The organism is Stenotrophomonas sp. yr243 (genome assembly GCF_900184195.1).
GTDB classification, from domain to species: Bacteria; Pseudomonadota; Gammaproteobacteria; order Xanthomonadales; family Xanthomonadaceae; genus Stenotrophomonas; species Stenotrophomonas lactitubi.
In genome coordinates this window covers 465,777-489,054 of record NZ_FXWT01000001.1, presented here as the reverse complement: position 1 = coordinate 489,054, position 23,278 = coordinate 465,777, and the positions used below count along the sequence as shown (strand labels likewise).

26 protein-coding genes and 1 other RNA gene are annotated in these 23,278 nt (G+C 65.2%); 11 read left to right on the top strand and 16 right to left on the bottom strand.

Annotated features, from left to right (window positions below):
• Positions 1 to 127 precede the first annotated feature (127 nt).
• The 5 genes from QOL57_RS02270 to QOL57_RS02250 form a co-directional block, all read right to left on the bottom strand.
• Entirely contained in the window at positions 128 to 370 is a 243-nt protein-coding gene (locus QOL57_RS02270; protein ID WP_080149122.1) for a hypothetical protein, read from the bottom strand.
• A 41-nt stretch (positions 371 to 411) separates the two neighbouring features.
• Positions 412 to 642: a hypothetical protein gene (locus QOL57_RS02265; RefSeq protein WP_089241262.1), complete on the bottom strand. Its 231-nt coding sequence runs from the start codon at positions 640 to 642 to the stop codon at positions 412 to 414.
• Positions 643 to 728: 86 nt separating this feature from the next.
• Positions 729 to 1,433 carry a PA1136 family autoinducer-binding transcriptional regulator gene (locus tag QOL57_RS02260; protein WP_089240420.1) on the bottom strand — a complete coding sequence of 235 codons (705 nt, stop codon included), beginning with the start codon at positions 1,431 to 1,433 and terminating at the stop codon, positions 729 to 731.
• A gap of 5 nt (positions 1,434 to 1,438) precedes the next feature.
• Positions 1,439 to 2,311: a glyoxalase III HchA gene (gene hchA / locus QOL57_RS02255; RefSeq protein WP_089240422.1), complete on the bottom strand. Its 873-nt coding sequence runs from the start codon at positions 2,309 to 2,311 to the stop codon at positions 1,439 to 1,441.
• Positions 2,312 to 2,397: 86 nt separating this feature from the next.
• On the bottom strand, positions 2,398 to 3,324 hold the full coding sequence (locus QOL57_RS02250) for an AraC family transcriptional regulator (protein WP_089240424.1): 927 nt from the start codon (positions 3,322 to 3,324) through the stop codon (positions 2,398 to 2,400).
• 119 nt (positions 3,325 to 3,443) lie between these two features.
• On the opposite strand from QOL57_RS02250, the gene QOL57_RS02245 reads away from it, so the two are divergent.
• Entirely contained in the window at positions 3,444 to 4,136 is a 693-nt protein-coding gene (locus tag QOL57_RS02245) for an alpha/beta hydrolase (protein WP_089240426.1), read from the top strand.
• Positions 4,137 to 4,205: 69 nt separating this feature from the next.
• Here the strand turns inward: QOL57_RS02245 and QOL57_RS02240 are convergent, their stop codons facing one another.
• From QOL57_RS02240 to ssrA, 5 genes are all read right to left on the bottom strand, one after another.
• Positions 4,206 to 6,212 (bottom strand): hypothetical protein, encoded by a 2,007-nt coding sequence (locus QOL57_RS02240; protein WP_089240428.1) that lies wholly within the window; start codon positions 6,210 to 6,212, stop codon positions 4,206 to 4,208.
• A 116-nt stretch (positions 6,213 to 6,328) separates the two neighbouring features.
• Positions 6,329 to 6,796 carry a hypothetical protein gene (locus QOL57_RS02235; RefSeq protein ID WP_089240430.1) on the bottom strand — a complete coding sequence of 156 codons (468 nt, stop codon included), beginning with the start codon at positions 6,794 to 6,796 and terminating at the stop codon, positions 6,329 to 6,331.
• A 90-nt stretch (positions 6,797 to 6,886) separates the two neighbouring features.
• Positions 6,887 to 7,210 carry a hypothetical protein gene (locus tag QOL57_RS02230; RefSeq protein WP_089240432.1) on the bottom strand — a complete coding sequence of 108 codons (324 nt, stop codon included), beginning with the start codon at positions 7,208 to 7,210 and terminating at the stop codon, positions 6,887 to 6,889.
• Between the two features lie 23 nt (positions 7,211 to 7,233).
• Positions 7,234 to 7,587: a TM2 domain-containing protein gene (locus QOL57_RS02225; protein ID WP_089240434.1), complete on the bottom strand. Its 354-nt coding sequence runs from the start codon at positions 7,585 to 7,587 to the stop codon at positions 7,234 to 7,236.
• Between the two features lie 1,046 nt (positions 7,588 to 8,633).
• Positions 8,634 to 9,026, bottom strand: a transfer-messenger RNA (tmRNA) gene (gene ssrA, locus QOL57_RS02220).
• A 163-nt stretch (positions 9,027 to 9,189) separates the two neighbouring features.
• Here ssrA and QOL57_RS02215 point away from each other — a divergent pair.
• Positions 9,190 to 9,621: a GNAT family N-acetyltransferase gene (locus QOL57_RS02215; RefSeq protein WP_089240436.1), complete on the top strand. Its 432-nt coding sequence runs from the start codon at positions 9,190 to 9,192 to the stop codon at positions 9,619 to 9,621.
• 141 nt (positions 9,622 to 9,762) lie between these two features.
• Positions 9,763 to 10,335 carry a hypothetical protein gene (locus QOL57_RS02210; protein WP_089240438.1) on the top strand — a complete coding sequence of 191 codons (573 nt, stop codon included), beginning with the start codon at positions 9,763 to 9,765 and terminating at the stop codon, positions 10,333 to 10,335.
• A 91-nt stretch (positions 10,336 to 10,426) separates the two neighbouring features.
• On the opposite strand, the gene smpB is transcribed toward QOL57_RS02210, so the two are convergent.
• The gene (gene smpB, locus QOL57_RS02205; RefSeq protein ID WP_025878861.1) at positions 10,427 to 10,930 is read right to left on the bottom strand and encodes an SsrA-binding protein SmpB; all 504 of its coding nucleotides are present in this window, start codon (positions 10,928 to 10,930) and stop codon (positions 10,427 to 10,429) included.
• Between the two features lie 57 nt (positions 10,931 to 10,987).
• On the opposite strand from smpB, the gene QOL57_RS02200 reads away from it, so the two are divergent.
• The gene (locus QOL57_RS02200; RefSeq protein ID WP_089240440.1) at positions 10,988 to 11,413 is read left to right on the top strand and encodes a type II toxin-antitoxin system RatA family toxin; all 426 of its coding nucleotides are present in this window, start codon (positions 10,988 to 10,990) and stop codon (positions 11,411 to 11,413) included.
• A 3-nt stretch (positions 11,414 to 11,416) separates the two neighbouring features.
• A complete protein-coding gene (locus QOL57_RS02195; RefSeq protein WP_089240442.1) occupies positions 11,417 to 11,674 on the top strand; it encodes an RnfH family protein in 258 nt (85 codons plus the stop codon).
• A 36-nt stretch (positions 11,675 to 11,710) separates the two neighbouring features.
• Here the strand turns inward: QOL57_RS02195 and bamE are convergent, their stop codons facing one another.
• On the bottom strand, positions 11,711 to 12,106 hold the full coding sequence (gene bamE, locus QOL57_RS02190) for an outer membrane protein assembly factor BamE (RefSeq protein WP_025878864.1): 396 nt from the start codon (positions 12,104 to 12,106) through the stop codon (positions 11,711 to 11,713).
• 103 nt (positions 12,107 to 12,209) lie between these two features.
• On the opposite strand from bamE, the gene fur reads away from it, so the two are divergent.
• Positions 12,210 to 12,617, top strand: coding sequence for a ferric iron uptake transcriptional regulator (gene fur, locus QOL57_RS02185; protein WP_025878865.1), 408 nt, complete (start codon positions 12,210 to 12,212; stop codon positions 12,615 to 12,617).
• Between the two features lie 57 nt (positions 12,618 to 12,674).
• Here the strand turns inward: fur and QOL57_RS02180 are convergent, their stop codons facing one another.
• Positions 12,675 to 13,919 carry an SGNH/GDSL hydrolase family protein gene (locus tag QOL57_RS02180; RefSeq protein ID WP_089240444.1) on the bottom strand — a complete coding sequence of 415 codons (1,245 nt, stop codon included), beginning with the start codon at positions 13,917 to 13,919 and terminating at the stop codon, positions 12,675 to 12,677.
• 97 nt (positions 13,920 to 14,016) lie between these two features.
• Between QOL57_RS02180 and QOL57_RS02175 the strand changes: the two genes are divergently transcribed.
• Entirely contained in the window at positions 14,017 to 14,934 is a 918-nt protein-coding gene (locus QOL57_RS02175) for a LysR family transcriptional regulator (RefSeq protein WP_089240446.1), read from the top strand.
• Between the two features lie 104 nt (positions 14,935 to 15,038).
• Here the strand turns inward: QOL57_RS02175 and recN are convergent, their stop codons facing one another.
• Positions 15,039 to 16,700, bottom strand: a complete 1,662-nt coding sequence (recN, locus tag QOL57_RS02170) for a DNA repair protein RecN (protein ID WP_089240448.1) — start codon at positions 16,698 to 16,700, stop codon at positions 15,039 to 15,041.
• A gap of 115 nt (positions 16,701 to 16,815) precedes the next feature.
• On the opposite strand from recN, the gene hrcA reads away from it, so the two are divergent.
• The 4 genes from hrcA to dnaJ all read left to right on the top strand — a co-directional run bounded on the left by hrcA (position 16,816) and on the right by dnaJ (position 21,874).
• Positions 16,816 to 17,880, top strand: a complete 1,065-nt coding sequence (gene hrcA / locus QOL57_RS02165) for a heat-inducible transcriptional repressor HrcA (RefSeq protein WP_089240450.1) — start codon at positions 16,816 to 16,818, stop codon at positions 17,878 to 17,880.
• A gap of 63 nt (positions 17,881 to 17,943) precedes the next feature.
• On the top strand, positions 17,944 to 18,459 hold the full coding sequence (gene grpE, locus QOL57_RS02160; protein WP_089240452.1) for a nucleotide exchange factor GrpE: 516 nt from the start codon (positions 17,944 to 17,946) through the stop codon (positions 18,457 to 18,459).
• A gap of 201 nt (positions 18,460 to 18,660) precedes the next feature.
• Positions 18,661 to 20,586, top strand: a complete 1,926-nt coding sequence (gene dnaK, locus QOL57_RS02155; protein ID WP_089240454.1) for a molecular chaperone DnaK — start codon at positions 18,661 to 18,663, stop codon at positions 20,584 to 20,586.
• 154 nt (positions 20,587 to 20,740) lie between these two features.
• Positions 20,741 to 21,874 carry a molecular chaperone DnaJ gene (gene dnaJ / locus QOL57_RS02150; protein ID WP_025878872.1) on the top strand — a complete coding sequence of 378 codons (1,134 nt, stop codon included), beginning with the start codon at positions 20,741 to 20,743 and terminating at the stop codon, positions 21,872 to 21,874.
• A gap of 64 nt (positions 21,875 to 21,938) precedes the next feature.
• Here the strand turns inward: dnaJ and QOL57_RS02145 are convergent, their stop codons facing one another.
• Complete coding sequence (locus QOL57_RS02145) at positions 21,939 to 22,322, bottom strand: hypothetical protein (RefSeq protein ID WP_141134259.1); 384 nt, start codon at positions 22,320 to 22,322, stop codon at positions 21,939 to 21,941.
• A 147-nt stretch (positions 22,323 to 22,469) separates the two neighbouring features.
• Positions 22,470 to 23,267 (bottom strand): helix-turn-helix transcriptional regulator, encoded by a 798-nt coding sequence (locus QOL57_RS02140; RefSeq protein WP_089240458.1) that lies wholly within the window; start codon positions 23,265 to 23,267, stop codon positions 22,470 to 22,472.
• Positions 23,268 to 23,278: the final 11 nt, after the last annotated feature.

Below are 23,278 nucleotides of genomic sequence, written 5' to 3'. Positions count from 1 at the left end.
CTCCATTCCATGAAAGCGGTTTCATGGAGGATGCCATGGAAGGCAAGGGCAGCGGTATGCCGGGACGGGCGGCTGCAAAGGTGCCGGGCGGACGGCGTGCGACCGCCCGGCAGATGCTACTGGGCGATCAGGGGTCGTACATCATCCCGTTCTCGTCGCGGTTGTAGTGGTCGCTGGCCACACGGGTGCCATCGTCATAGACCACGTACAGCGTGCAGCGCTGGTGGATGCCGAAGCCGGCACGGAAGGGCACGCACTCTTCCTGCAGGCCGACCTCTTCGGCGGCATTCGCCGGTGCTGAAGGCACCAGCGCGGCAAGTGCCACTACTGCAGCGAAGGAAAAAGCGGTCATTCGATTGTGCAGCGTCATTGATCACACTCCTTGTAGTCGTAGTCGGTGTCCAATCCAGATCAGTCCGCCGGGAGGTACCACTGGCCGTTCTGGTCGATCCAGTACACCCAGGTATAGGGATTTCCGTTCTCGTCGACGCCGTGGGTTTCGCAGCGCTGGTGATAGTGGGGGCCCATTTTCACTGGTACGCAGATGTCGCCACCCGAGGGGTCTGCGTGTGCGTCCCCCATCGTCGCCATGCTGCCCACGATCAACATCAATGCGGCCATCGAGGCCAGTTGCAGTTTCATCAGCATCATCCTTGCTTCTGCAATCGCGCACATGCGCCTGGCCTGTTTAGCATGCGACCGCAGCAGCCGGAAGTGTCGCGCCTCGTTCAGTCTCCGATTTCACCCCGTCGGCCGGCCGCCCGCACTGCCTGCGCGTTGGTCGCCACGCCCAGCCGCTGGCGTGCTCTGCGCAGGTGGTTTTCCACCGTGCGCGTGGACAGACCCAAGGTGGCAGCGATGTCAGCCTGGCGCCGACCGGCGGCAACCCAACGCAGTACCTCGCGCTCGCGAGCGCTGAGTGTGCCGGCTGGCACAACCGCCGGGGCGACAGACAGCCGATGCGCCGCACGGAAGGCGGCGGCGCCGATCAGCTCCAGCAGCAACCGTGCCGATGGAGATGCGTCGATCGTGCGCCCGCCCCAGCTGACCGCCCCTTCCAACCCGGTCGCACCGAACACCGGCACCTGCAGGCCGTGCAGTCCTTCGCCGCGCGGTTGCCGCACGACCTGGTAGCGCTCGCCGCGCATGCCCTGCTGCTTGCTCCAGAAGAAGGGCGCATCGCTGTCCAGCACATGCCGATTGACCGGGCACGCATGCAGATAGTGCGCCACGTCAGTGCTGGTGCCATCCCCGAACCAATCGCCATCGATCCAGTACAGGCGCTGCGCGCCGCGTTCCAGATCGGTGCCGGTGGCGAACATCAACGTGCGGTCATAGCCCAGCGGCGCGCCGGTGCTGCGCAGCAACGCGCCGATCGCCGCCAGCGAGCGTGCGCGTTCCAGCACCAGCAATGACGGCACGACGCTGTCCATGTCGATCAGCGACCGGCCAGCGCATCCAGCAGCGTGCGTGCGGCCAGCTTGCCCAATGCATTGCCGGCCAACGGGCTGTCGCCGGTCAACAGCAGGCGGTCCTGCATCACGCTGCCATCGATGCCCTCGTTGACGATCTGCACGCCCTGCTGTGCCAGACGCTCACCGAAGAACCATGGCAGCTGGCCAGGCATGTAGCCGATATCCGGTGTCTGCCGGTCCATCGAATCGGGGAAGGCGCAGATCCGATGGCCGCGGAACAATGAACCGCCATCGGCTTCATCCACGCCGGCTGCCAGCAGCGCGGCAGGGCCGTGGCAGAGGGTGATGATGTGGCGTTGCTGGGCCATCGCCCATTGCAGCGTGGCCTTCACTGCACGGCTTTCCGGCAGGCCGATCAATGCACCATGACCACCGGGAATGAAGACCGCGGCATAGTCCGAACCGGCATCGAGTGAGCCCGCCACCTCGTCCAGGTGCAGGGGCTGGCGGAAGCGAGGCTCGTGGCGCTCGTACAGGCTACCGATCTCGCGGTCTTCGCGTGGGAACGCCCACCATTCGAACTTCACCGGGTTGCCTGACAGTGTGGCCACATCGATCTCGAAGCCGGCCTTGTCCAGGTGATACATCGGCAGCAGCGTCTCCACCGGATGGTTGCCGGTGGAGAACAGATGGCCGTTGGCGGTTGGCAGATAACGTTCGTCGGCGGCGATCATCAGCACTTTCCAGCGTCCGTCACGACGGGCATCGGGATAGTCCGCGCCGGACAGATCGGTGGTTGCCGAAGTGAACTGGGACAGCGAGTACGGCGACGGGAAAAACGCATCGCGCTCGGCCGGATCGGGGCTGGGCTGACGGCTGGGCTCTGACGTGTTCATGCGGACCTCCTGCGGAAGAGAGTCTTCAGCTTAGACAAGCCGATGCGTACGCACGATGAGGGATTTCCCCCAATGACCGCACGCGCTCAGTCCTCGCCGATCCATCCGTTGGCCGCCGGCCCGTGTTGGCGATAGCGGTTCGGGCTCACGCCGAAGTGGCGACGGAATGCGCGGCTGAACGCTGGCTCGGATTCATAGCCCACTTCGCCGGCAATCTGTGAGATGCGACGATTGCCGCTGGTCAGCAGTTGTGCCGCCAACTGCAGCCGCCAGCCGGCCAGGTAGCGCATGGGGGTTGTTCCAGTCGCGAGGGTAAAGCGCTGCGCGAAACCCGAACGTGAGTGGTTCAAGACCGAGGCAAGGCTTTCCACGGTCCAGGGCGCACTCGGCCGCGCCTGCATTAGGGTCAAGGCGCGCCCGACCAGCGGATCGGCCAGCGCGTGCAGGCGCTCGCAGTTTTCCGCGGCACTGGTGCCCAGCCAGTAGCGCAGGGTCCAGACGAAAAGCAGGTCGAGCAGCCGCGACAGCATCAGGCCGCTGCCCAGGCTGGGGTGGGCGGCCTCGGTCTGGACTGAAGCAAGGGTCACTGCCATCCAGTCGGTGGAACTGGCCGGGAATCCCGTGGGCATCCTGTCCACGCCGGGAACGTGCAGCCAGCCGGGCAGGGCATCCAGCAACAGGCTGCTGCCGGGGCCACTGAATCCGAAGGTGGCCCGGGTCAGCTGCACGTCACCGGCCGAATCGGAAGGGCAGTCGATGCGGTGCGCGCGGCCATGCGGCATCAGCAGCAGGTCTCCGGTCTGCAGCAGCGCGGCACTGCTGCCCGTGTGCAGCTGCGGCGTTCCCTGTTCGATGAAGTGGAAGCAGCCATCGCCGGCAGGCAGGCTCAACGACTGCCCGGGACATACCCGCTGGCGGGCGACGTCGCCGCCGTGCATGCGGGCGGACTGGAAGATCGCGAAGAGAGCATCGGATCCGGTATGCAGCGCGAGGGTGTCGTGGAGTCTTGGCATGTTTTTCCGGAGTCTGGGCACCGCCGTTCAACCGGGCGATCCGTAGTCTGGTGAAGAACGCGATGGCCGCATCCGCTGCCACCTGCGCAACATCCCATCCAACGTAGGAGAACTGCAACATGAGCAAGCCCACTGTGATCCTGGTTCATGGCTTCTGGGGCGGTGCCGCCCATTGGGCCAAGGTGATCCTCGAACTCGACCAGCGTGGCCTCACTGACCTGCACGCGGTGGAGCTGCCACTGACGTCGCTGGCCGACGATGCAGGACGCACCCGCCAGATGATCCGCCAGATCGAAGGACCGGTGCTGCTGGTAGGGCATTCCTATGGTGGCGCGGTGATTACCGAAGCTGGCAACGAACAGAACGTGGTGGGGCTGGTCTACATCGCCGCGTTTGCTCCCGACGCCGGCGAAAGCCCCGGTGCCATCACTCAGCAGCAGCTGCCCGAGGCAGCGCCGAACCTGGCCCCGGACAGCGATGGCTATCTGTGGCTGCAGACGGAGAAATTCCACGAGAGCTTCTGCCAGGACCTGCCTGCCGGCGAAGCGCGGGTCATGGCAGTGACCCAGAAGGCGCCCTTGGCGAGCACCTTTGGCGATGCCATCAGCGATCCGGCATGGCGGCACAAGCCCAGTTGGTACCAGGTGTCCAGCGCCGACCACATGATCCACCCCGACAACCAGCGCCGGATGGCCGCGCGCCTGCAGCCGCGTGCCTGTATCACCCTGGACGCGAGCCATGCATCGTTGGCCTCGCAGCCTGCGGCAGTTGCCGACCTGATCCTGCAGGCGGCGCAGTCCACTGACGGCTGAACGCAGCGCAGCCTCCCCAGCTTGCCGGTCAGGGCAGTGCGGGCCGCGGTCGTCACCAACGCCGCGGTATTACCTGGCCGGCAACGGATGGGCCTCCATATCCTCATGCAGGATGCGGCGGAGTTCGACGATGGCCGGTGTAGCTTCCTGCACGCTGTGACCGGACACGATCACCTTTTCCGAGACGGCATTGGGCAGGTGCGAACTCCAGTACGGGACCAGTCCATCATCGGTCTTTTCCAGCGGACCTTCTGCCTGGGTACGGGCGATGATCGAGTGGTAACGCACCTTCGGCGATATCGGTAGATCGGCCACTGCCTTGACGAAGGCATCGTCCTTGTCCAGGTTCTGGATGCTGTTCATCTGGTAGCCGTGCTTGTCATCGTTGCGCTCGACCTTGCCGTCGTTTGCCAACGTCGCGACATCCTCCAGCACGGTCAGCGGCAGGCGCACGAAACGGCCCAGCCAGCGTCCCAGGCGCGTGCCGGCAACATCGGTGCCGCGATGCGGGGTGGCGATGAACACCACCCGTGAAATTTCCGGTTCCGGCTGGAATGTCAGCACCGGCGCGCCCTTCGTGCGCAGCAGTTCGCGCTGCGCCGGGGTCATCTGCGCGGTCGCCAGCAGGGTGTCGACCAGGTGGTCACCGGAGGAGGACACCATCAACCGCGAAATCACCCCGCCCATGCTGTGCGCGACCACCACCATGTCGTGCGATGCGAGCGCCCGGCCGCTTGGGTCGTAGTGCCGCAGTGCCTCGTGCAGGATCCGCCGGATCTCGTCGTGGCTGAGCGCGATCGGCATGTTGGTCGGGTAGTAGAACTGCCAGATCTGGAAGTCGCCGCGGATCTCATCGTCGCGCATCAGCTCGTTGGCCACGTTCACCCACGCTTCCGGGCTGCTGGCCAGTCCATGGATCATCAGCAGCACGCGGCGGTTCGGATCGTACGGCTGCATCATGAACAGATGCGGCTTTTCGATGCCACCTTTGCCACCGAACAACGAACGCAGCGATTGCCGGCTGAAGTTGGAGCGGGCCAGCCACAGTGCATAGCCCGCGGTGAAGTTCGCCGCCAGCGGTACCTGCTCGCCGTGAAGTTCCACCACCGCCACCTGGTAGGGGTCGTGGATCTCCAGTTCCGGCTCGTCGTCGTGCAGCACCTCCCACAGGTTCTTTCCCGAGAAGCGCAGCAGCACGGTCATTGACGGCGACGGCATCTCGCTCCAGTCGCGCTCGGCCGCCGGTGCGGTGCCTGCAGCGGCCGCCGCCAGCCCGGTGCTGGCCGGGTCGGCCATCACCGCCACCAGTTCGGCACCGAAGCCATCACGTCGATGCACGCTGCGCAGGGTGCCGGTGAAGGACATCGATGCCGCTGGTACCAGTTCGATCGGTTCGCGCGTGTCCGCTGCCGCGCCATCGTCGGCAGGCGCCAGCACGAAGGTCCACCGACCCAACTGGAATCGCCCGTTGTCGTTGCGCACCTGCTTGCTCGAATAGGCCTCGAACAGCAGCACGGCGGATTCCTGCACGGCCAGGTTGTAGTAGTCGCGAACCTGGGTCTGGCGGTCTTCGAAGCCACGCTGGTTGGCGGTGCGTTCGGTGAAGAACAGATACGCATAGGACTGCCGTGCGATCTGCATCCACGCATCCAGGCGCGGTTGGAAGGTCGGGTCGGGCTGAGCGGTCGCGGCCTTGCTGCGCGCAACCGACGCTGACTCGCGCTTCGGCGCCGGCATCGTCATTGCGTACTGCACCCACAGCTCGGCCAGCGACGAGCGCTTGTCTTCCTCGCGGACGACGATGCTGGCCTCCATCGCTTCGATGCACGGCAGACCCGGCTTGGCGCAGGCACCTTCGTCCAGGCCTGCCACGCGCAGGGTCTCCATGGTGGCCGCGCTGAGCTTGCCGCTGGTGAGGATGTCACCGCGCTTGAGCGCGATGTACTGGCCCGGTGTGACCGTGCCCACCTGCACCGATGGGCCGAACTGGCGCAGCGTCGCGCACCCGCTGAGGGTCAGCAGGGCAATGAGGACGAAGGTGGTGTGGCCGATGAAGCCGATGCCTGTTCTTGCCATGTGGACTCCCTGCGCTGGCGCCACTCTAGCGGCAGGCGTGTCAACGCGAAAGCAGGGCTTCGGTAGCGCCGGGCCGTGCCCGGTTAGCACCATCTGTCAGCTGATCTACCAGCAGATCACCCTTCGATCAGGCAGGTCACCGAAGCCGAATAGCCTTCGTAGTCGTCAGCGGCGCCGACATGCAGGGTGTGCCTGGCATCAACCTTCTTGAGGTAGGAGGGCGCTTCGGTCTCGGCCTCCTCGTTCACCGTCGTCACTCCCCAGGATCGGGCCAAACGCTGGTGATCGACACCCTTCAGATACACATGCAGGCTCTTGTAGGGCTTGGAAATGCTCACATCCGCGCTGGCCACGGTTCCACCGAACAGCGCCACGGGCTTGTCCTTCGGCTCGAACACGCTACCTGGGTCGCGGGTCAGGCCGGCGGCATGGAATGCCTGGTCCACCTGCGCTTCAGTGAAGTCGGAGCCGGCCTTGCAGGCCAGCAGGGCTTCCAGTGCAGCGGTGCTGTTCGCCGGAGATGCGGCAACAGCGGCGGTCGATACGGCCAGGCCCAGCATCAAAGCAATCAGCGGCTTGTTCATTGCAGATCCTTCTGTATCGCGGAGGAGCGTGGGCGCCGGCACGAAGTCCGGGCAGACAGCCGGAAGTGTGGCGCAGGGCAGCGCTGTCGGCTAGGCCCCTATGCTGGGCTGCCAGGAGGTTCCCCGATCAAGCGCATCCAGTGCCAGTTGCGCCCAGTTGCGTGCCTCTTCCAGCGGATGCTGCAGTTCAGCCTGCAAAGTCGGGATGACGGTGCTGTCGCCTGATTCGCCGAGCAGTTCCAGCAGTTTTCCGCGCGAGTAACCATCGTGCGCAGACGCCAGGCGGGCGAGCAGGTGCGGTACCGCAATGGCCGCGGCCGGGCGAAGACCCCAGTAGGCGTCTTCGAAGGTTGCCGGGTCCTGATCCAGGATCTGGTCGAGCCAGCAAACAACGTCGATTCTGTCGAGATCCATGGCAGTTCCTCCCGGGCCAGGGATTACACCATCTGCACGCCAGAGGCGTCGGTTTCCACCGTGATCATTTCCACCAGCGCCCACAGGCCGGTGATCATTACGCCGATCAGCAGCCACCCCAACAGCAGCGTGATCAGTAGTTGGCAGATCGCGCGTCCGTGGTAACCGGCGTAGAAGTTGTGGGCGCCGAAAATGCCCACGAACAGGGCGAGGAGGATGTAGATTGCCCGGTTCCTGGCGATCGGCAGGGCTTGCGATACCGGTGCCGCATAGAGGGCGTCGATCGGCCGCGGAATGGCCGGCGGGGCAGTTGCATCGCAGAGTGGGCAGGCTGTCATATCGCTGCGTGCCTTGCAGTTGCATTCGGAGCTGTTCATCAACGCCACGGTGCTTCTCCTTGTCGAGGCGGCGGTTCTGGACTTGATGCGGCCAACAAAAAAGCCAGACCCCAATCGACGGGGGATCGGGCTTTTCGTGCCCGGAAGGGTGGTAAAAACGGTGGAGGTGAGCCCGAATCACGCAGACCGCAAGTAACTGATCGAGCGGAGAGTTTCCTTGCCGAGGGCAGGGGCATGCCCCAAGGATACCTCCACCCCATGCGGACTAGGCCGGTTCGGTTTCGTCGGCTTGGCCCCCGTCATCGTGACTTGGGTGATGACTTCATCTGGGCATCTCGGACGCAGGGAGGTTTTCAAGCACGACCTGATCCAACCCGCAGCGTGCATGGTTGAACCTGGAGCGGGCAGTGGATAGGGTTGTCCCATTGCCAGCCAAGCAGACCGCACACATGGGTCTCATCTATATCGCAGACGAATTGCACGTAGAAAGGCTGCTGATAGAAGCTGAAGGCTTTGAGGATTCCATGCTTTCCAAGCAATAGCTGTTCCGCCTCGCAATACCAATACCGGGGAATCGCATGACGAGTAGTCCAAACCCAGAGAAACAAGGTGGATCTTTTGCGTTCAGTCTGGCCATAGGTATTGCCATAGGAATTTGTGGGGGCGCCGTGATGGGCAACATCGCTCTTGGCGTCACAGTGGGCGTTGGGATTGGCGTCATGATCTCCGTTCTGCGAAAAGGAAAGCGAATCACCTAGCACTTCTCAGCAGCTTTCCCATGCCGGCGATGCGCCCCTTCCAACACCGGCTGCGGGCACCGCAGGGGTGAGGTAGAGCCGGAGGCCGCCATTGTCGGTCAGCGTCGATACCTTCTCGGCAGGCATGGCGCGCCGGATGGCGCTGCCAGTGAGGGGACCTGATGAGGGGTATGGCTTTGGTGGGGCGGGGCGGATACCCCTTGGTATACCCCCACCGACTCACGGATTGGAACGGATCGCCCGGTCTGTAGCGGGCAATAAAAAAGCCCGGAAACCCTTGCTGCTTGTGGGTTTCCGGGCTTCTCCGGTTCTTGACGAACCGCTCATTGGTGGAGGTGGGCGGAATTGAACCGCCGTCCGAAGGCACTCCATCCCCAGCACTACATGCTTAGCTCACCGTTGAATCTCATCCCGGGACAGCACGGCGTGCAAAGCGCATCCAAGGACCAGCCTGTTGTGTTCTTGTGCCGGACTGACAGGCAGCCGCCCAGCGCGATTCCATGATAATGACTCTACGCTGCGAGCATGGACACAAGCAGTTTCGAGGCTCCGCCTAAGTCGGCAGAAGGTCACGCACCGCAGTTTTTAGGCTGCGAGGGCGACCGGAGCGTAGTTGTCGTCGTTGGCAACTAGAGTTTTGCAGCTGGATTTACGAGGAAAGCTACCCCCTCGGCATGCGCCAGGCGACTTCACAACCCCCGTCGAAACCAATGCACCCCCGGTTTCTTCAAGTACTGCAAGGTACAAGGCCTGTTCCGTGTTGCCACGATCAGTACCTGCCTAACACTGCACATGCTACGCCAAAAAGCCTGAACAGTCACCCGGCCCCTTGGGTCGCTTGCTAGCATCGACGGTTCGTACAGTCGCCCAAGGAAAGGACAGGATGAAGCTCGAAATCGCCGTGACCGACGCGCCCGGCACCCAAGCACTGGAGCTGATCGCCGATGGCCTGGATCAGTTCAATCTGGAGGCCGCCGGCCATGCCGATCGACGCACCTTGGCTGTGCTGGCCACCGATCCGGCCAGCGGTGAAGTTGTGGGTGGCCTGAGCGGGCGCACCTCGCTGGGCCTGTTGTTCATCGACCTGTTCTACCTGCCGGCTGCACAGCGCGGCAATGGCCTGGGGTCGCAGATGCTTGCCGCCGCCGAAGAGGAGGCGCGCAGGCGCGGTTGCCGTTCCGCCGTGCTCTACACCATCAGCTTCCAGGCGCCAGACTTCTATGTGAAGCATGGCTGGACTGTGTTCGGCCAGGTGCCGTGCGATCCGCCGGGCACCAGCCGGGTCTTCCTCAGCAAGGACCTGTCTGTCGCTTGAGCGGCAGACGCACGGTATCCGTCACGTCAATCCGCAACATGTTGTAGAGCCACCTTCATAGCGGATTGCTAACGTCGCTGGCACGAATTTGCGACACACTGGCCACGACCATTCGAGCCAGCAAAGATACGGAGACGGCCGGTGACCGAAGCAATGCAACAGCGCAGCCTGCGTCAGCTGGTTGGCCCGGTAGGGGCCGATTACCAGCGGCGGGCACTGCCGCCCGGCTGGGTCTGGGCGGTGCTGGCGGTGTTGCTGGCTGGAACGTGGGCAACCGAGCTACCGGCCACGGCGGCAGCTGCGCTGATCGCCAGTGCGGTGGTGGTGCACTGGCCTCGGCGTGGCCGCTTCCATTGGCTGGGTTGGCGGCTGCCGGCGCTGGCGGTGCTGGCCGCGCTGTTGTGGGGCCCGGATGTGCTGTCACAGTGGTTCGAGCATGGCCTGGCCCTGACCCTGATGTCGCTGGCCAGCCTCAGCATCGGCGTGCATGTCTGGCAGTCGCGGCAGTTGGCGCGGCAGCTGCAGGCGTCCGCCGATGCGATGGATGATGCCCAGCTGCTGGCCTTGCTGCCGGTTGACGCCGCGCGGTTGGCGCAGCAGTGGAGGGCCGGTGATGATCGCCACGCGCCGGAGCTGTCGGTGGTGATGCACCTTGCGGTGATGCACGCTGCGCTGTCACCGCGCCTGCGCGGGCAGGGCATGCTGGCGGGCTGATCAGCGTCTTGTAGAGCCGAGCCTGCGCTCGGCTGCTTCTTTGCCGAAGCCGAGGATGGGCTCGGCTCTACACGAAAGCGGGCCGGCGTCCTTATGCGTCGCGGTTGCCGCGACGCATCACCCGCTGCTTCTCGATCGCCCAGTCACGATCCTTGGCGGCATCGCGCTTGTCGTGGGTCTGCTTGCCCTTGGCCAGCGCCACTTCCAGCTTGATCTTGTTCTTGCTCCAGTACATGGCGGTGGGCACGATCGTGTAGCCATCACGCTCGACCTTGCCGACCAGCTTGTCGATCTCGCTCCGGTGCAGCAGCAGCTTGCGCTCGCGCCGGTCGTTGGCCACCACGTGGGTGGAGGCCTGGATCAGCGGGGTGATCTGCGCGCCGATCAGGAAGATCTCGCCGTCCTTCACATAGGCGTAGGCGTCGACGATGTTGCCACGGCCAGCGCGGATCGACTTCACTTCCCAGCCCTGCAGGGCCAGGCCGGCTTCGAAGCGGTCTTCGATGTGGTACTCGTGACGGGCACGCTTGTTCAACGCGATGGTCTTGTTGGCCGTCGCGCTCTTTGCTTTATCCTTGCCGGTGTTCTTGCTCATTTCCGTATTGTCTCCGATTCGGGCCCGCCCGGTCGATTGCCGAAGCGTCCTGTATTCATGCCTACTATCCGCCGCAGTGCCCTGGTCGAACATTCGGCCGCGCGCATGTTCGATCTGGTCAACGACGTCCAGGCCTATCCGCGCCGCTTCCGCTGGTGCTCCAACGCTCGCATCCTCGAACAGGGCGAAGACCGGCTGGTCGCTCGCCTGGACCTGGGCCTGGGTTCGTTCAGTACCTGGTTCCAGACCGAAAACACCCTGCAACGTCCGCACAGCATCGACATGCAGCTGCGCGAGGGGCCGTTCAAGCAGCTGCACGGCCGCTGGGAATTCCATGCCCTGGCCGAAGATGCCTGCAAGGTCACCCTCACCCTGGACTTCGAGCCGAGCTCACGCCTGCTTGGCCCGGCGTTGGCGATCGGCTTCCAGGGGTTGGCCGATCGCATGGTCAACGATTTCGTCCGCGTCGCCGACGAGGGCTGAACGATGATCGAGGTCGAGGTCGTGCTGGCCTGGCCACAACGGGTGCTGTCGCGCCGGCTGCAGCTGGAGGAAGGGGCGACCGTGGCTGATGCAGTGGCAGCGGCCCAGCTCGAAGGCAGTGCCGACTGTCCGGCTGCTGCAGTGCATGGCGTACTGGCGCGCCCGCAGCAGCTGCTGCTGGATGGCGATCGTGTCGAGCTGCTGCGTGTCCTGCAGGCCGATCCGAAGGACAACCGCCGGCGACGCGCGCGCGGCGGTTGATTCTCAATACCCGTCCCGAAGGACGGGCAGGGTGGCTCAGCGGCCGCCCTTCTTCTTCTTGTCCTTCGGCAGATTGCGGCCGAACTGGCGCACGGTCTGCTGGGCAAGGGCCTTGTCGTTGGCCGGGAAGTAATCGCCATCCCAACGGGTGACCACGTCATTCTCGAAGTACACGACGAAATTCTTCACGTCGGTACGGCCCAGGCGGTTCACGCGCTCGGTCGAGGTGTAGTCCCAACGCTGGGCGTGGAACGGATCCGGCACCGACGGGGTGCCCAGCAGGGCAGTGACCTGCTGCTTGCTTTGCCCGACCTGCAGTTTGGCAACGGCATCTTCCCGGATCAGGTTGCCCTGGTAGATGGGTTGCTTGTAGATGATGCCGCACCCGGTGGTGGACAAGGCGACGGCGGCGACCAACAGGAGATTGCGCATCGGGACTGGCGGTTGGGGAAATCAATCCGATGATACACTCCCGGCGTGCCACCGCGACCCAATCCGAGGCAGCTGGCGCTAAATCGCCAATGAACGGAGACCTATGGAAACCCACGACCTGCGTAAAGTCGGCCTGAAGGTGACCCATCCGCGGATGCGGATCCTGGCGCTGCTCGAGCAGCGCAATGCCCAGCACCACATGACCGCCGAAGACATCTACCGCCAGCTGCTGGAGCATGGCGACGAGATCGGCCTGGCCACGGTGTACCGGGTGCTGACCCAGTTCGAGGCTGCCGGCCTCGTGCTCAAGCACAATTTCGAAGGCGGCCAGGCCGTCTACGAACTCGACCGCGGTGGCCACCACGACCACATGGTCGACGTGGACAGCGGCAAGATCATCGAGTTCGAAAGCACCGAGATCGAAGACCTGCAGCGCAAGATCGCCGCCGATCACGGCTACGAGCTGGAAGAGCACTCGCTGGTGCTGTACGTGCGCAAGAAGCGCAAGTAAGTGCCGCAGCCAGCTGATTGCGACGAAACCCCGGGCATGCCCGGGGTTTTTCGTTTGTCACCGTAGATCCACGCCATGCGTGGATGGCTCCATCAGGACCTCCAGATCCACCGCCTCGGCCATCGCCCGGTTCCCCGCATCGCCCGGGTGCAGGTGATCGCCGGAGTCGTAGGCGGCCGCCATCCGTGAGGGGGCGGCCGGATCGCGCAGGGCGGCGTCGAGGTCGATCACCGCATCGAACGGACTATCCGTGCGCAGCCAAGCATTGAGCTGCCGGCGCTGGGCATCCTTGCCAGGGGCGTAGTAGTCGTCCAGCGGGGTGCCGGGCAGGGCACCGGCAAACGGCGTCAGGGTCGCGCCGAGGATATGCAGGCCGCGGGCATGGGCGCGTTCGGCCAGGTCGCGGTAGCCGGCCTGCAGCTCGGCCAGGGTCGGCCGCGTCTCGTCGCGGGCAAAGGCCGTGCCTGGCCAGCTGATGTCGTTGATGCCGATCAGCACGACCACACTGGCGACGCCGGGCTGGTCGAGCACATCACGCTGGAAGCGGTCCAAGGCCGATTGGCCCATGCCATCGCGCAGCAGACGGCCGCCGGAAATGCCGGCATTGACCACTGCCACCCCTTCTGGCGCCAGCCGCGCGGCGAGATGATCGGTCCAGCGCTGGTCCTGGTCAAGGCTGGCGGTGGCGCCATCGGTGATCGAATCGCCGATCACCACCACACTGCGCGCGCTGGACGCCGCCTCGACCTCGATGCCCGACAACAGCAGGCGGGCCGTGGTGCTGTTGGCACCTTGCAATGCGGGCCATTGATGCTGGTCACCCGGCGCAATCCAGCTGGTCTGCCGCCCGTCCCAATGGAAGGTCCGCAGCGGCGTGGGGTCGGGCAGGTAGACGCTGACCTGCAAGGCCTGCCGATCAGCGGTGGGAAGGGGGAGCGGATCGCTCAGGCGGTCCTGCCCCGGCGCAATCACGACCCCGGGCTGGCCGTCGAAGCGCAGCGGCTGCGGCGTGTCACCCGTATGTGCAGCCACGCTGGCAGCGCCGATCCGCAACGGTTGGGTGCCATAGGCATTGCTCAGCCGGACCCGCAGGCGCACCCCGCCCAGGCTGAGGCGAGCGCTCTGCCGGAAGGTCTGGTCCTGCAGTTGGCCGGGGATGAGGGTAGGGAACAGGAAATCAGCGCTCCATATCGGCTGCGGGCTGGCTTGCCAGCTGGCGACCCAGTGCGGCGCGGGTGACGCGGCGGCGGCGCCGGACAGGGCAAGCAGGGCGGTGGCGGTCAGTTGGCTCAGACGATTCATCGGAATGACCTGGTGGGAGGGACAGCCATGGTGCGTCCGCGTTCACCTGTGAACTAGACTGCGTATGGACAATCATCTGTGAATCAAATTCATTGCCATGGCACGCACCGACATCAACCGATCCGGCGAACTGGAAGTGTTCGTGCGGGTCATCGAGACCGGCGGCTTTTCTGCCGCCGCCCGCAGCCTGGAGATGACGCCCTCGGCGGTCAGCAAGCTGGTTGCGCGCCTGGAGCAACGGCTGGGGACGCGCCTGCTGCAGCGTTCTACCCGCCAGCTGCAGCTGACTCCGGAGGGGTGTGCGTTCTATGAGCGTGGCCTGCGGGTGCTGGCTGATCTGGAAGAGGCCGAGCGCTGCGCCAGCGCCCACGCCGAGCCGCGCGGGCGGCTGCGGGTGAATGCCAACGTGCCGTTCGGCCAGCACTTCCTGCTGCCGCTGCTGCCGGAGTTCCTGCAGCGGCACCCGCAGGTGGGGGTGGACCTGACCCTGACCGACGAAGTGATCGATCTGCTGGAGCAGCGCACCGACGTGGCGGTGCGGGCTGGCCCGTTGAAGAGCTCCAGCCTGGTCGCGCGCCGGCTGGGGGCAACGCGGATGATGATCGTGGCGGCACCGGCCTATGCGGCACGACACGGACTGCCGGCCAATGTCGACGCGCTGCCGGCGCACAACCGGCTGGATATCGGCCACGCACGGTCGGTGCAGGGCTGGCCGCTGTTGCATGACGGGCAGGAGCAGCGGGTGCTGCCCAGCGGAAATGCGCGCGCCAGCAATGGCGATGCGCTGCGTCAGCTGGTGCTGGGCGGGCTGGGCATGGCCCGGCTGGCGGCGTTCCAGGTGCAGGCCGACCTCGCGGCAGGGCGGTTGTTGCCAGTACTGGAGGACGCCAACCCGGGCGACCTCGAAGAGGTACACGCCGTGTTCCTGGGGCAGGGCGGTTACCTGCCGCTGCGCGTGCGTGCGTTCCTCGATTTCCTGGTGGAGAAGGTGGATCTGGCGCGACCGCTGGGGTGACATGCGCCGCGCTGCCGCGCGGAAGCCGAGCATGGGCTCGGCTCTACACGTCGGTTCCGTTCGAGATTCCTGTAGAGCCGAGCCCACGCTCGGCGCCACCAGCCTCAGGCCTGCAACAGCTTGCGCGCGGCGGCGCGGGCTTCCTTGCTCACTTCCACGCCACCCAGCATGCGCGCCAGCTCTTCCTCGCGCGCCTTGGTGTCCAGCTTCTCCACCGCGCTCTGGGTCATGCCTTCCACCGGCGCCTTGCTGACCCGGTAGTGCGCGTGGCCCTTGGAGGCAACCTGCGGCAGATGGGTCACGCACAGCACCTGACGCTTTTCGCCGAGGGCGCGCAGCTTCTGGCCGACGATGTCAGCCACCGCGCCACCGATGCCGGAGTCGACCTCGTCGAACACCATCGTCGGTACCGCATCCAGATCCAGCGCGGCCACTTCGATGGCCAGCGAAATGCGTGACAGCTCGCCGCCGGAAGCGACCTTGCGCAGCGCACGCGGTGGCTGGCCGGCATTGGCCGCGACCAGGAATTCGACGCGCTCGGCACCCTGTGGATCCGGCTTGCCGTTGTCCTGCGGCTCCAGTTCGATCAGGAACTGGCCGCCGCCCATGCCCAGCTCGGCGATGATGCCGGTGGTGGTGGCTGACAGCTCGGCAGCAGCGGTGCGGCGGCTGGTGGTCAGCACTGCGGCCTCGACACGCCAGGCCGCTGCGGCCTTTTCAATCTCGCCGGCCAGGCGCTGCAGGCGTTCGTCGGCGCCGCGCAGCTGCTCCACTTCGGCGTGCATGCGCTCACGCTGCGCATCCAGCTCGTCCATCGGCACGCGATGCTTGCGTGCCAGATCGTGCAGGCGGCCCAGACGGCGCTCGTTCTCTTCGAACTGGTCCGGATCGGCATCCAGGTCGTCATGTACCCGGTCGAGCAGGGCCAGGGCTTCGTGCAGCTGGATGGAGGCGCTGTCGATCAAGGCATCGACGTCGCCCAGGCGCGGGTCATGTTCGGCCACCCTGGCCAGTTCATGCCGCACCTGCTGCAGCAGATCGAGCGCCGAGTGGCCTTCGTCACCGTTGAGCTGGTCCGTAGCTGTCTGGCAGGCGCTCAACAGGGCGCTGGCATGCGCCTGGCGGCGATGGCTGGCGCCGAGCGCGGTGATCGACTCCGGCTCCAGATCTTCACGATCCAGTTCACGCAGCTGGTGTTCGAGGAAGCCGATGCGGTCACTCACATCGCCCTGTTGCGACAGTGCCAGGGATTCATCGACCAGCGCCTGCCAGGTGGCGGCAGCACGGCGCACCTGGCGTCGTTCGCCTTCGTTGCGGGCATAGGCGTCCAGCAGGGCCAGCTGCGACGGACGCGTCAGCAGGGCCTGCTGCTCGTGCTGGCCATGGATCTCCACCAGCAGGCCGGCCAGGTCGGCCAGCTGCGCCAGGGTGACGGGGCGGCCGTTGATCCACGAGCGCGAGCCGCCGTCGGCGCGGATCACGCGGCGCAGCTGGCATTGGTCTTCATCGTCCAGCTCGTTGCTGGCCAGCCACTGGCGGGCGGCCTGCAGCTGGTCCAGCGCGAACTCGGCCGACAGTTCGGCCCGGGCCGCGCCGTGGCGGACCACGCCGCTGTCGGCGCGCAGGCCGGACAGGAAGCCCAGGGCGTCGACCATCAGCGACTTGCCCGCGCCGGTCTCGCCTGAAACCACGGTCATGCCCGGCCCGAACTCCAGTTCGGTGGCGCGGACGACGGCGAAATCCTTGATTGAAAGATGTCTGAGCATGGGTAAGGGGGTGTCTGCAGCCGCGCAACGCTAGCACGCGCAGCGGGGTCGTCCAATGACTTGCCAAGGGGATGCGCCGCCATTATCTAATGTCCCTGTCTCACAGGTTGATTCCATGCACGGTTCTCCCGACCAACTTGCCCCACGCGCGCGGCACCTGCTGCGCACGCTGATCGCGCGCTACATCCAGGACGGCGAACCCGTGGGCTCGCAGACGCTGGCGCGCGTGGCCGGCCTGGAGGTCAGTCCCGCCACCATCCGCAACATCCTCGGTGACCTGGAAGACCTGGGCCTGCTGGCGTCACCGCATACCTCGGCGGGGCGGATTCCGACCGCGCATGGCTATCGGGTGTTCGTCGACAGCCTGCTGCAGATGCAGCCGCCGGGCGAAGGTGAGCTGGCCCGGCTGCGTCAGGAACTGGCCGGAGGCGGCAGTACCCAGGCCCTGCTCGGCAGTGCCTCGGAGCTGCTGTCGGCGATGAGTCATTTCGTTGGCGTGGTCAGCGCCCCACGGCGTGAGCAGTTCGCCTTCCGCCAGATCGATTTCGTGGCGCTGGACGGGCGCCGGGTGCTGGCGATCCTGGTGTTTGCCGACAATGAGGTGCAGAACCGGGTGATCGAGACCCGCCAGGACTTCGCACCGGGGCAGCTGGAGCAGGTGGCCAACTACCTCAATGCCCACTTCGCCGGGCTGCCGCTGGCCGAAATCCGCACCCGCCTGCTGCTGGAGCTGCGCGACGCGCGGTCGGAGCTGGAACAGGTGCTGGCGCACAGCATCGAGCTGGCCGAGCAGGCCCTGCAGCCCCCGGCCGATGACATGCTGGTGGCCGGCCAGACCCGTCTGATGGGGGTGCAGGACCTGTCCGACCTGGAGCGCCTGCGCGAACTGTTCGAGCTGTTCTCCAGCAAGCGCGAGATCCTGCAGCTGCTGGAGCGGACCATCCAGGCCCCCGGCGTGCGCATCTTCATCGGCGAGGAAACCGGCGTGGTGCCCTTGCAGGGCGTCTCGCTGGTCACCGCGCCGTACACCGCCAATGGCCAGGTACTGGGCGTGCTGGGCGTGATCGGGCCGAAGCGGATGGCCTACGACCGCATGATCCCGCTGGTGCAGGCCACCGCCGATGTGCTCGGTGCGGCCTTTTCGCCCGGTGGGCGAAGTCCAGGTGCATCGGACGCTTGAAACGCAGCATCCCGCCCACACTAGGGTGGGTGGAGGCGGAGAGTGACCGCCAGGGACCCAGACATGAATCAAGATCAGCCAGACATCGCCGCCCAGCAGGCCGCCGCCGACGCAGCTGCCGCCGAGGGCGTCAACGAACAGATCGAACAGCTCCGCGCCGAAGTGGAGCAGGTCAAGGCCGAAGCGCTGCGTGAGCGCGCCGACCTCGACAACCAGCGCAAGCGCGTGGCCCGCGACATCGAGCAGGCACGCAAGTTTGCCAACGAAAAGCTGCTGGGCGAGCTGCTGCCGGTATTCGACAGCCTCGATGCCGGCCTCAAGGCCGCCGGCGACGATGCCCATCCGCTGCGTGAAGGTCTGGAAATGACCTACAAGCAGCTGCTGAAGGTTGCCGCCGACAACGGCCTGGTCCTGCTGGACCCGACCGGCCAGCCGTTCAACCCGGAACACCACCAGGCGATCAGCCAGGTCGCGGCCCCCGGCGCCGCCCCGGGCAGCGTGGTGACCGTGTTCCAGAAGGGTTACCTGCTCAACGAGCGCCTGCTGCGGCCGGCGCTGGTGGTGGTTGCCGCCGATTGACCCCGCGCGCCGGGCCAGGCCTGGCGCGGGTGTCCCCGCCCCGGACGGTGCATCGGCACGACCGACGCTGAACGTGTTGGGCGAACGGAAACACAGCGTTCGGCGGGTGGCTTGAATGTTCCACGAGCCTCCCCCACATCCCATTCATCCACCGGCCGAACGGCCGGACTGACAAAAACAACATCCTTCAAGGAGTCCCCCATGGGCAAGATCATTGGTATCGACCTCGGCACCACCAACTCGTGCGTGGCGATCATGGACGGCGGCAAGGCCCGCGTCATTGAAAATTCGGAAGGCGATCGCACCACCCCGTCGATCGTCGCCTACACCAAGGACGGCGAAGTCCTGGTCGGTGCCTCGGCCAAGCGCCAGGCCGTGACCAACCCGAAGAACACCTTCTACGCGGTGAAGCGCCTGATCGGCCGCAAGTTCACCGACGCCGAAGTGCAGAAGGACATCGCGCACGTCCCGTACGGCATCCTGGCCCATGACAATGGCGATGCCTGGGTGTCCACCAGCGATGCCAAGAAGATGGCGCCGCAGGAAATCTCGGCCAAGGTGCTGGAGAAGATGAAGAAGACCGCCGAGGACTTCCTCGGTGAGAAGGTCACCGAAGCGGTCATCACCGTGCCGGCCTACTTCAACGACAGCCAGCGCCAGGCGACCAAGGACGCCGGCCGCATCGCCGGTCTGGACGTCAAGCGCATCATCAACGAGCCGACTGCGGCCGCGCTGGCCTATGGCCTGGACAAGGGCGACAACAAGGATCGCAAGATCGTTGTGTACGACCTGGGCGGCGGCACCTTCGACGTCTCGGTGATCGAGATCGCCAATGTCGACGGCGAGAAGCAGTTCGAGGTGCTGGCCACCAACGGCGACACCTTCCTGGGTGGCGAAGACTTCGACAACCGCGTCATCGAGTATCTGGTTGAAGAGTTCAACAAGGACCAGGGCATCGACCTGCGCAAGGATCCGCTGGCCCTGCAGCGCCTGAAGGATGCTGCCGAGCGCGCCAAGATCGAGCTGTCCAGCGCCCAGCAGACCGAAGTGAACCTGCCGTACGTCACCGCTGACGCGTCGGGTCCGAAGCACCTGAACATCAAGCTGACCCGCGCCAAGCTGGAGTCGCTGGTGGAAGAGCTGATCAAGAAGTCGATCGAGCCGTGCCGCGTTGCGTTGAATGACGCCGGCCTGCGTTCGAGCGACATCAGCGAAGTGATCCTGGTCGGTGGCCAGACCCGCATGCCGAAGGTGCAGCAGGCTGTCACCGAGTTCTTCGGCAAGGAACCGCGCAAGGACGTCAACCCGGACGAAGCCGTGGCACTGGGCGCTGCGATCCAGGGCGGCGTGCTCGGCGGCGACGTCAAGGACGTGCTGCTGCTGGACGTGACCCCGCTGTCGCTGGGCATCGAAACCATGGGCGGTGTGTTCACCAAGATCATCGAAAAGAACACCACCATCCCGACCAAGGCCTCGCAGGTGTTCTCCACCGCCGAGGACAACCAGTCGGCCGTGACCGTGCACGTGCTGCAGGGTGAGCGCGAACAGGCCCGCTTCAACAAGTCGCTGGCCAAGTTCGACCTGTCCGGCATCGAGCCGGCCCCGCGTGGCCTGCCGCAGGTGGAAGTGTCCTTCGACATCGACGCCAACGGCATCCTGCACGTGTCTGCCAAGGACAAGAAGACCAACAAGGAACAGAAGGTCGAGATCAAGGCCGGTTCGGGCCTGTCCGAGGAAGAGATCGCACGCATGGTCGCCGACGCGGAAGCCAACCGCGAAGAAGACAAGAAGTTCCAGGAGCTGGTGCAGGCCCGCAACCAGGCCGATGCCCTGATCCACGGCACCCGCAGCGCGATCACCGAGCACGGCAGCAAGGTCGGTGGCGAAGTGATCGGCAAGGTTGAAGCGGCCTTGGCCGATCTGGAGACCGCGATGAAGGGTGACGACAAGGCACAGATCGAAGCCAAGTCGAAGGTGCTGGAAGAAGCCGGCCAGTCGCTGTTTGCTGCCGCTTCGGCCGACCAGGGCGGTGCAGCCCCGGGTGCCGACGCCGGCAATGCGGGCAAGGCGCAGGATGACGTGGTGGACGCCGAGTTCACCGAAGTCAAGGACGACAAGAAGTCCTGATCCGGACCGACGCGGGACGCTGCTTGCCAGCGTCCCGTTGTCGTATCAGGGTCCTGACCGCCCTCTGGCGCGTCGGGGCGCCCGACGCAAGAGCGGACCTGGTTCCGCTCTTCCGCTTTGACGAATCCCGACTTTCCGGAATGCGATCCACGATATGAGCAAGCGCGATTACTACGAAGTGCTGGGCGTTGCCCGCACCGCCACCGACGAAGAACTGAAGAAGTCCTACCGTCGTTGCGCGATGAAGTTCCACCCGGACCGCAACCCGGGTGATGCGGCGGCCGAAGCCTCCTTCAAGGAGTGCAAGGAAGCCTACGAAGTACTGTCCGACGGCAACAAGCGCCGCATGTACGACAGCCATGGCCACGCCGCGTTCGAACACGGCATGGGCGGTGGCGGTGGTGGTCCGGGCGGCCCGGACATGAACGACATTTTTGGTGACATCTTCGGCAACATCTTTGGTGGTGCCGGCGGCGGTGGTCCGCGCCAGGCGCGCCGCGGCGCCGACATCGGTTACGTGATGGAGCTGGACCTGGAAGAAGCGGTGCGTGGCGTCGAACGCCGCATCGAGATTCCGACCCTGGCCGAATGCGGCGACTGCGATGGCAGTGGCTCGGAAGACGGCAAGGTCGAGACCTGCAACGTCTGTCATGGCCGCGGCCAGGTGCGCATCCAGCGTGGCATCTTCGCCATGCAGCAGGCCTGCCACAACTGTGGTGGCCGTGGCCAGATCATCGCCAAGCCCTGCAAGACCTGCCACGGCAACGGCCGTGTCGAAGAAGACAAGGTGCTGTCGGTGAAGGTGCCGGCGGGCGTGGATACCGGCGACCGCATCCGCCTCGCGGGTGAGGGCGAGGCTGGCCCTGCGGGGACGCCGCCGGGCGATCTGTACGTGGAAGTGCGCGTGCGTGAGCACCACATCTTCCAGCGCGACGGCGACGACCTGCACTGCGAAGTGCCGATCCGCATTTCGCAGGCCGCGCTGGGTGACACCGTGCGCGTGGCCACCCTCGGTGGCGAAGCGGAAATCCGCATTCCGGCCGAGACCCAGACCGGCAAGCTGTTCCGCCTGCGCGGCAAGGGTGTTCGTTCGGTGCGCAGCCGCAGCGAAGGCGACCTGTACTGCCGCGTGGTGGTGGAGACGCCGGTCAACCTCACCAGCGACCAGCGCAAGCTGCTGGAGCAGTTCGAAGCTACCTTCAACGGCGAAGATGCGCGCAAGCATTCGCCGAAGTCGGCGACCTTCATCGATGGGGTGAAGGGCTTCTGGGATCGGATGACGTCCTGAGTCATCGACGGACATGTTGAACGACAGCGCCGGGCTCTGCCCGGCGTTTTCGTTTGCGGCTGCTTTACAGGATTTCCCAATCGGCTTTTCCGTACAGCCGGCGCCCCTCGAACAGAAGCGTTCCGCGATCACCCACGACATCCAGTTCGAACCAGGGCTGGCCATCCCGTTTTTTGGGCCGGACGTAGAAGCGTTTCTGGGCACGGTTCATTTCGATGTAGTACGGGTTCCGCAGGGCGGCATCCTTGGGCTGTTCCTTCCAACGAACATGGATGTAGCCATCGTCGTTTCGACCTTGGATCTCGAGAAAGAAATGAAAACCGTCCTTCTGTTCATCCGAGTAGAAACGGAACTGCGTGCCGCTCGCATATGCGGATGGTTGCATTGCCGTCAGGGACAGCAACACAGCAACCGCAAGCCATCGGGTGATACTCCATGCTTTCGTCACAAGTCCTTCCTCTTCCGTGGGGCGCTATCGGAACATGGATGCGGTTGCGAGAATGAGACGGATTTTCCACTTGCGTCCTGACAAGCAGAATCCCTACCTGTAGGTAGCGCAGTAGATTCACGCCATGCGTGGATGCCGTTCAACGGCTCAGCGGAAAAACGCCGCCGGTGTCTGCCCCAGCTGGCGCTTGAACATGCTGGTGAACGCACTCGGGCTTTCATAGCCCATCGCCAGCGCCACATCGATCACCTTCTCGCCGCGGGCCAGCCGTTCCATCGCGGCCAGCAGGCGCGCCTGTTGCCGCCACTGGCCGAAGGTCATGCCCAGTTCGCTGGCGAAGTGGCGCTGGATGGTTTTCACGTCGATCGCCAGCGCCTGCGCCCAGTCCTGCAGGGTCGCCTCGTCGCCTGGATGCTTCTGGATGTGCTGGCAGATCCTGTGCAGGCGCGGGTCGACGGGCTCGGGCAGGTGCAACGGGAGTACGTCCATGCGGTGCAGCTCATCGAGCATCAGTCGCACTACGCGGCCATCGCGGCTGTCCTCTTCATGCGGTCCGGCGATCAGGCTGGCCGCCTGCAGCAGTTCGCGCAGCAGAGGTGCCACCTGCACGGCGAACGCCTCTGCCGGCAGGTGCGGGGCGAATGCCGGTTCGATGTACAGGCTGCGCATGTGCACGTCGGCGATGCAGTCCACCGCATGTGCCATGCCCGCCGGCATCCAGATGGCACGGGTGGAGGGCACCACCCAGCGGCCGACTTCCGATCGCACCACCATCAACCCGGACATGGAATAGACCAGCTGATGTCGGCGGTGCTTGTGTGCCGAGATGTGGGTGCCGGCACGGTAGTCGCGCGCGCGGCAGGTCACCGGACGATGCACCGGCACCTCGTTCCACGGCGCGGTTTCGCGGACAGGGCAGGGGGTGTCCTTTTTGCGATAGGCCATGACCAGAACGC

What these genes read in the sequence shown, in the direction of transcription:
- QOL57_RS02270 (WP_080149122.1), bottom strand. Translation starts at nt 370, where the DNA reads ATGACGCTGCACAATCGAATGACCGCTTTTTCCTTCGCTGCAGTAGTG.
- bamE (WP_025878864.1), bottom strand. Translation starts at nt 12,106, where the DNA reads ATGCGCAATCTCCTGTTGGTCGCCGCCGTCGCCTTGTCCACCACCGGG.
- dnaJ (WP_025878872.1), top strand. Translation starts at nt 20,741, where the DNA reads ATGAGCAAGCGCGATTACTACGAAGTGCTGGGCGTTGCCCGCACCGCC.
- recN (WP_089240448.1), bottom strand. Translation starts at nt 16,700, where the DNA reads ATGCTCAGACATCTTTCAATCAAGGATTTCGCCGTCGTCCGCGCCACC.
- QOL57_RS02240 (WP_089240428.1), bottom strand. Translation starts at nt 6,212, where the DNA reads ATGGCAAGAACAGGCATCGGCTTCATCGGCCACACCACCTTCGTCCTC.
- QOL57_RS02140 (WP_089240458.1), bottom strand. Translation starts at nt 23,267, where the DNA reads ATGGCCTATCGCAAAAAGGACACCCCCTGCCCTGTCCGCGAAACCGCG.
- QOL57_RS02250 (WP_089240424.1), bottom strand. Translation starts at nt 3,324, where the DNA reads ATGCCAAGACTCCACGACACCCTCGCGCTGCATACCGGATCCGATGCT.
- QOL57_RS02265 (WP_089241262.1), bottom strand. Translation starts at nt 642, where the DNA reads ATGAAACTGCAACTGGCCTCGATGGCCGCATTGATGTTGATCGTGGGC.
- grpE (WP_089240452.1), top strand. Translation starts at nt 17,944, where the DNA reads ATGAATCAAGATCAGCCAGACATCGCCGCCCAGCAGGCCGCCGCCGAC.
- smpB (WP_025878861.1), bottom strand. Translation starts at nt 10,930, where the DNA reads ATGAGCAAGAACACCGGCAAGGATAAAGCAAAGAGCGCGACGGCCAAC.
- QOL57_RS02260 (WP_089240420.1), bottom strand. Translation starts at nt 1,433, where the DNA reads ATGGACAGCGTCGTGCCGTCATTGCTGGTGCTGGAACGCGCACGCTCG.
- QOL57_RS02180 (WP_089240444.1), bottom strand. Translation starts at nt 13,919, where the DNA reads ATGAATCGTCTGAGCCAACTGACCGCCACCGCCCTGCTTGCCCTGTCC.
- QOL57_RS02245 (WP_089240426.1), top strand. Translation starts at nt 3,444, where the DNA reads ATGAGCAAGCCCACTGTGATCCTGGTTCATGGCTTCTGGGGCGGTGCC.
- dnaK (WP_089240454.1), top strand. Translation starts at nt 18,661, where the DNA reads ATGGGCAAGATCATTGGTATCGACCTCGGCACCACCAACTCGTGCGTG.
- QOL57_RS02235 (WP_089240430.1), bottom strand. Translation starts at nt 6,796, where the DNA reads ATGAACAAGCCGCTGATTGCTTTGATGCTGGGCCTGGCCGTATCGACC.
- QOL57_RS02215 (WP_089240436.1), top strand. Translation starts at nt 9,190, where the DNA reads ATGAAGCTCGAAATCGCCGTGACCGACGCGCCCGGCACCCAAGCACTG.
- hchA (WP_089240422.1), bottom strand. Translation starts at nt 2,311, where the DNA reads ATGAACACGTCAGAGCCCAGCCGTCAGCCCAGCCCCGATCCGGCCGAG.
- fur (WP_025878865.1), top strand. Translation starts at nt 12,210, where the DNA reads ATGGAAACCCACGACCTGCGTAAAGTCGGCCTGAAGGTGACCCATCCG.
- QOL57_RS02195 (WP_089240442.1), top strand. Translation starts at nt 11,417, where the DNA reads ATGATCGAGGTCGAGGTCGTGCTGGCCTGGCCACAACGGGTGCTGTCG.
- hrcA (WP_089240450.1), top strand. Translation starts at nt 16,816, where the DNA reads ATGCACGGTTCTCCCGACCAACTTGCCCCACGCGCGCGGCACCTGCTG.
- QOL57_RS02200 (WP_089240440.1), top strand. Translation starts at nt 10,988, where the DNA reads ATGCCTACTATCCGCCGCAGTGCCCTGGTCGAACATTCGGCCGCGCGC.
- QOL57_RS02175 (WP_089240446.1), top strand. Translation starts at nt 14,017, where the DNA reads ATGGCACGCACCGACATCAACCGATCCGGCGAACTGGAAGTGTTCGTG.
- QOL57_RS02225 (WP_089240434.1), bottom strand. Translation starts at nt 7,587, where the DNA reads ATGAACAGCTCCGAATGCAACTGCAAGGCACGCAGCGATATGACAGCC.
- QOL57_RS02230 (WP_089240432.1), bottom strand. Translation starts at nt 7,210, where the DNA reads ATGGATCTCGACAGAATCGACGTTGTTTGCTGGCTCGACCAGATCCTG.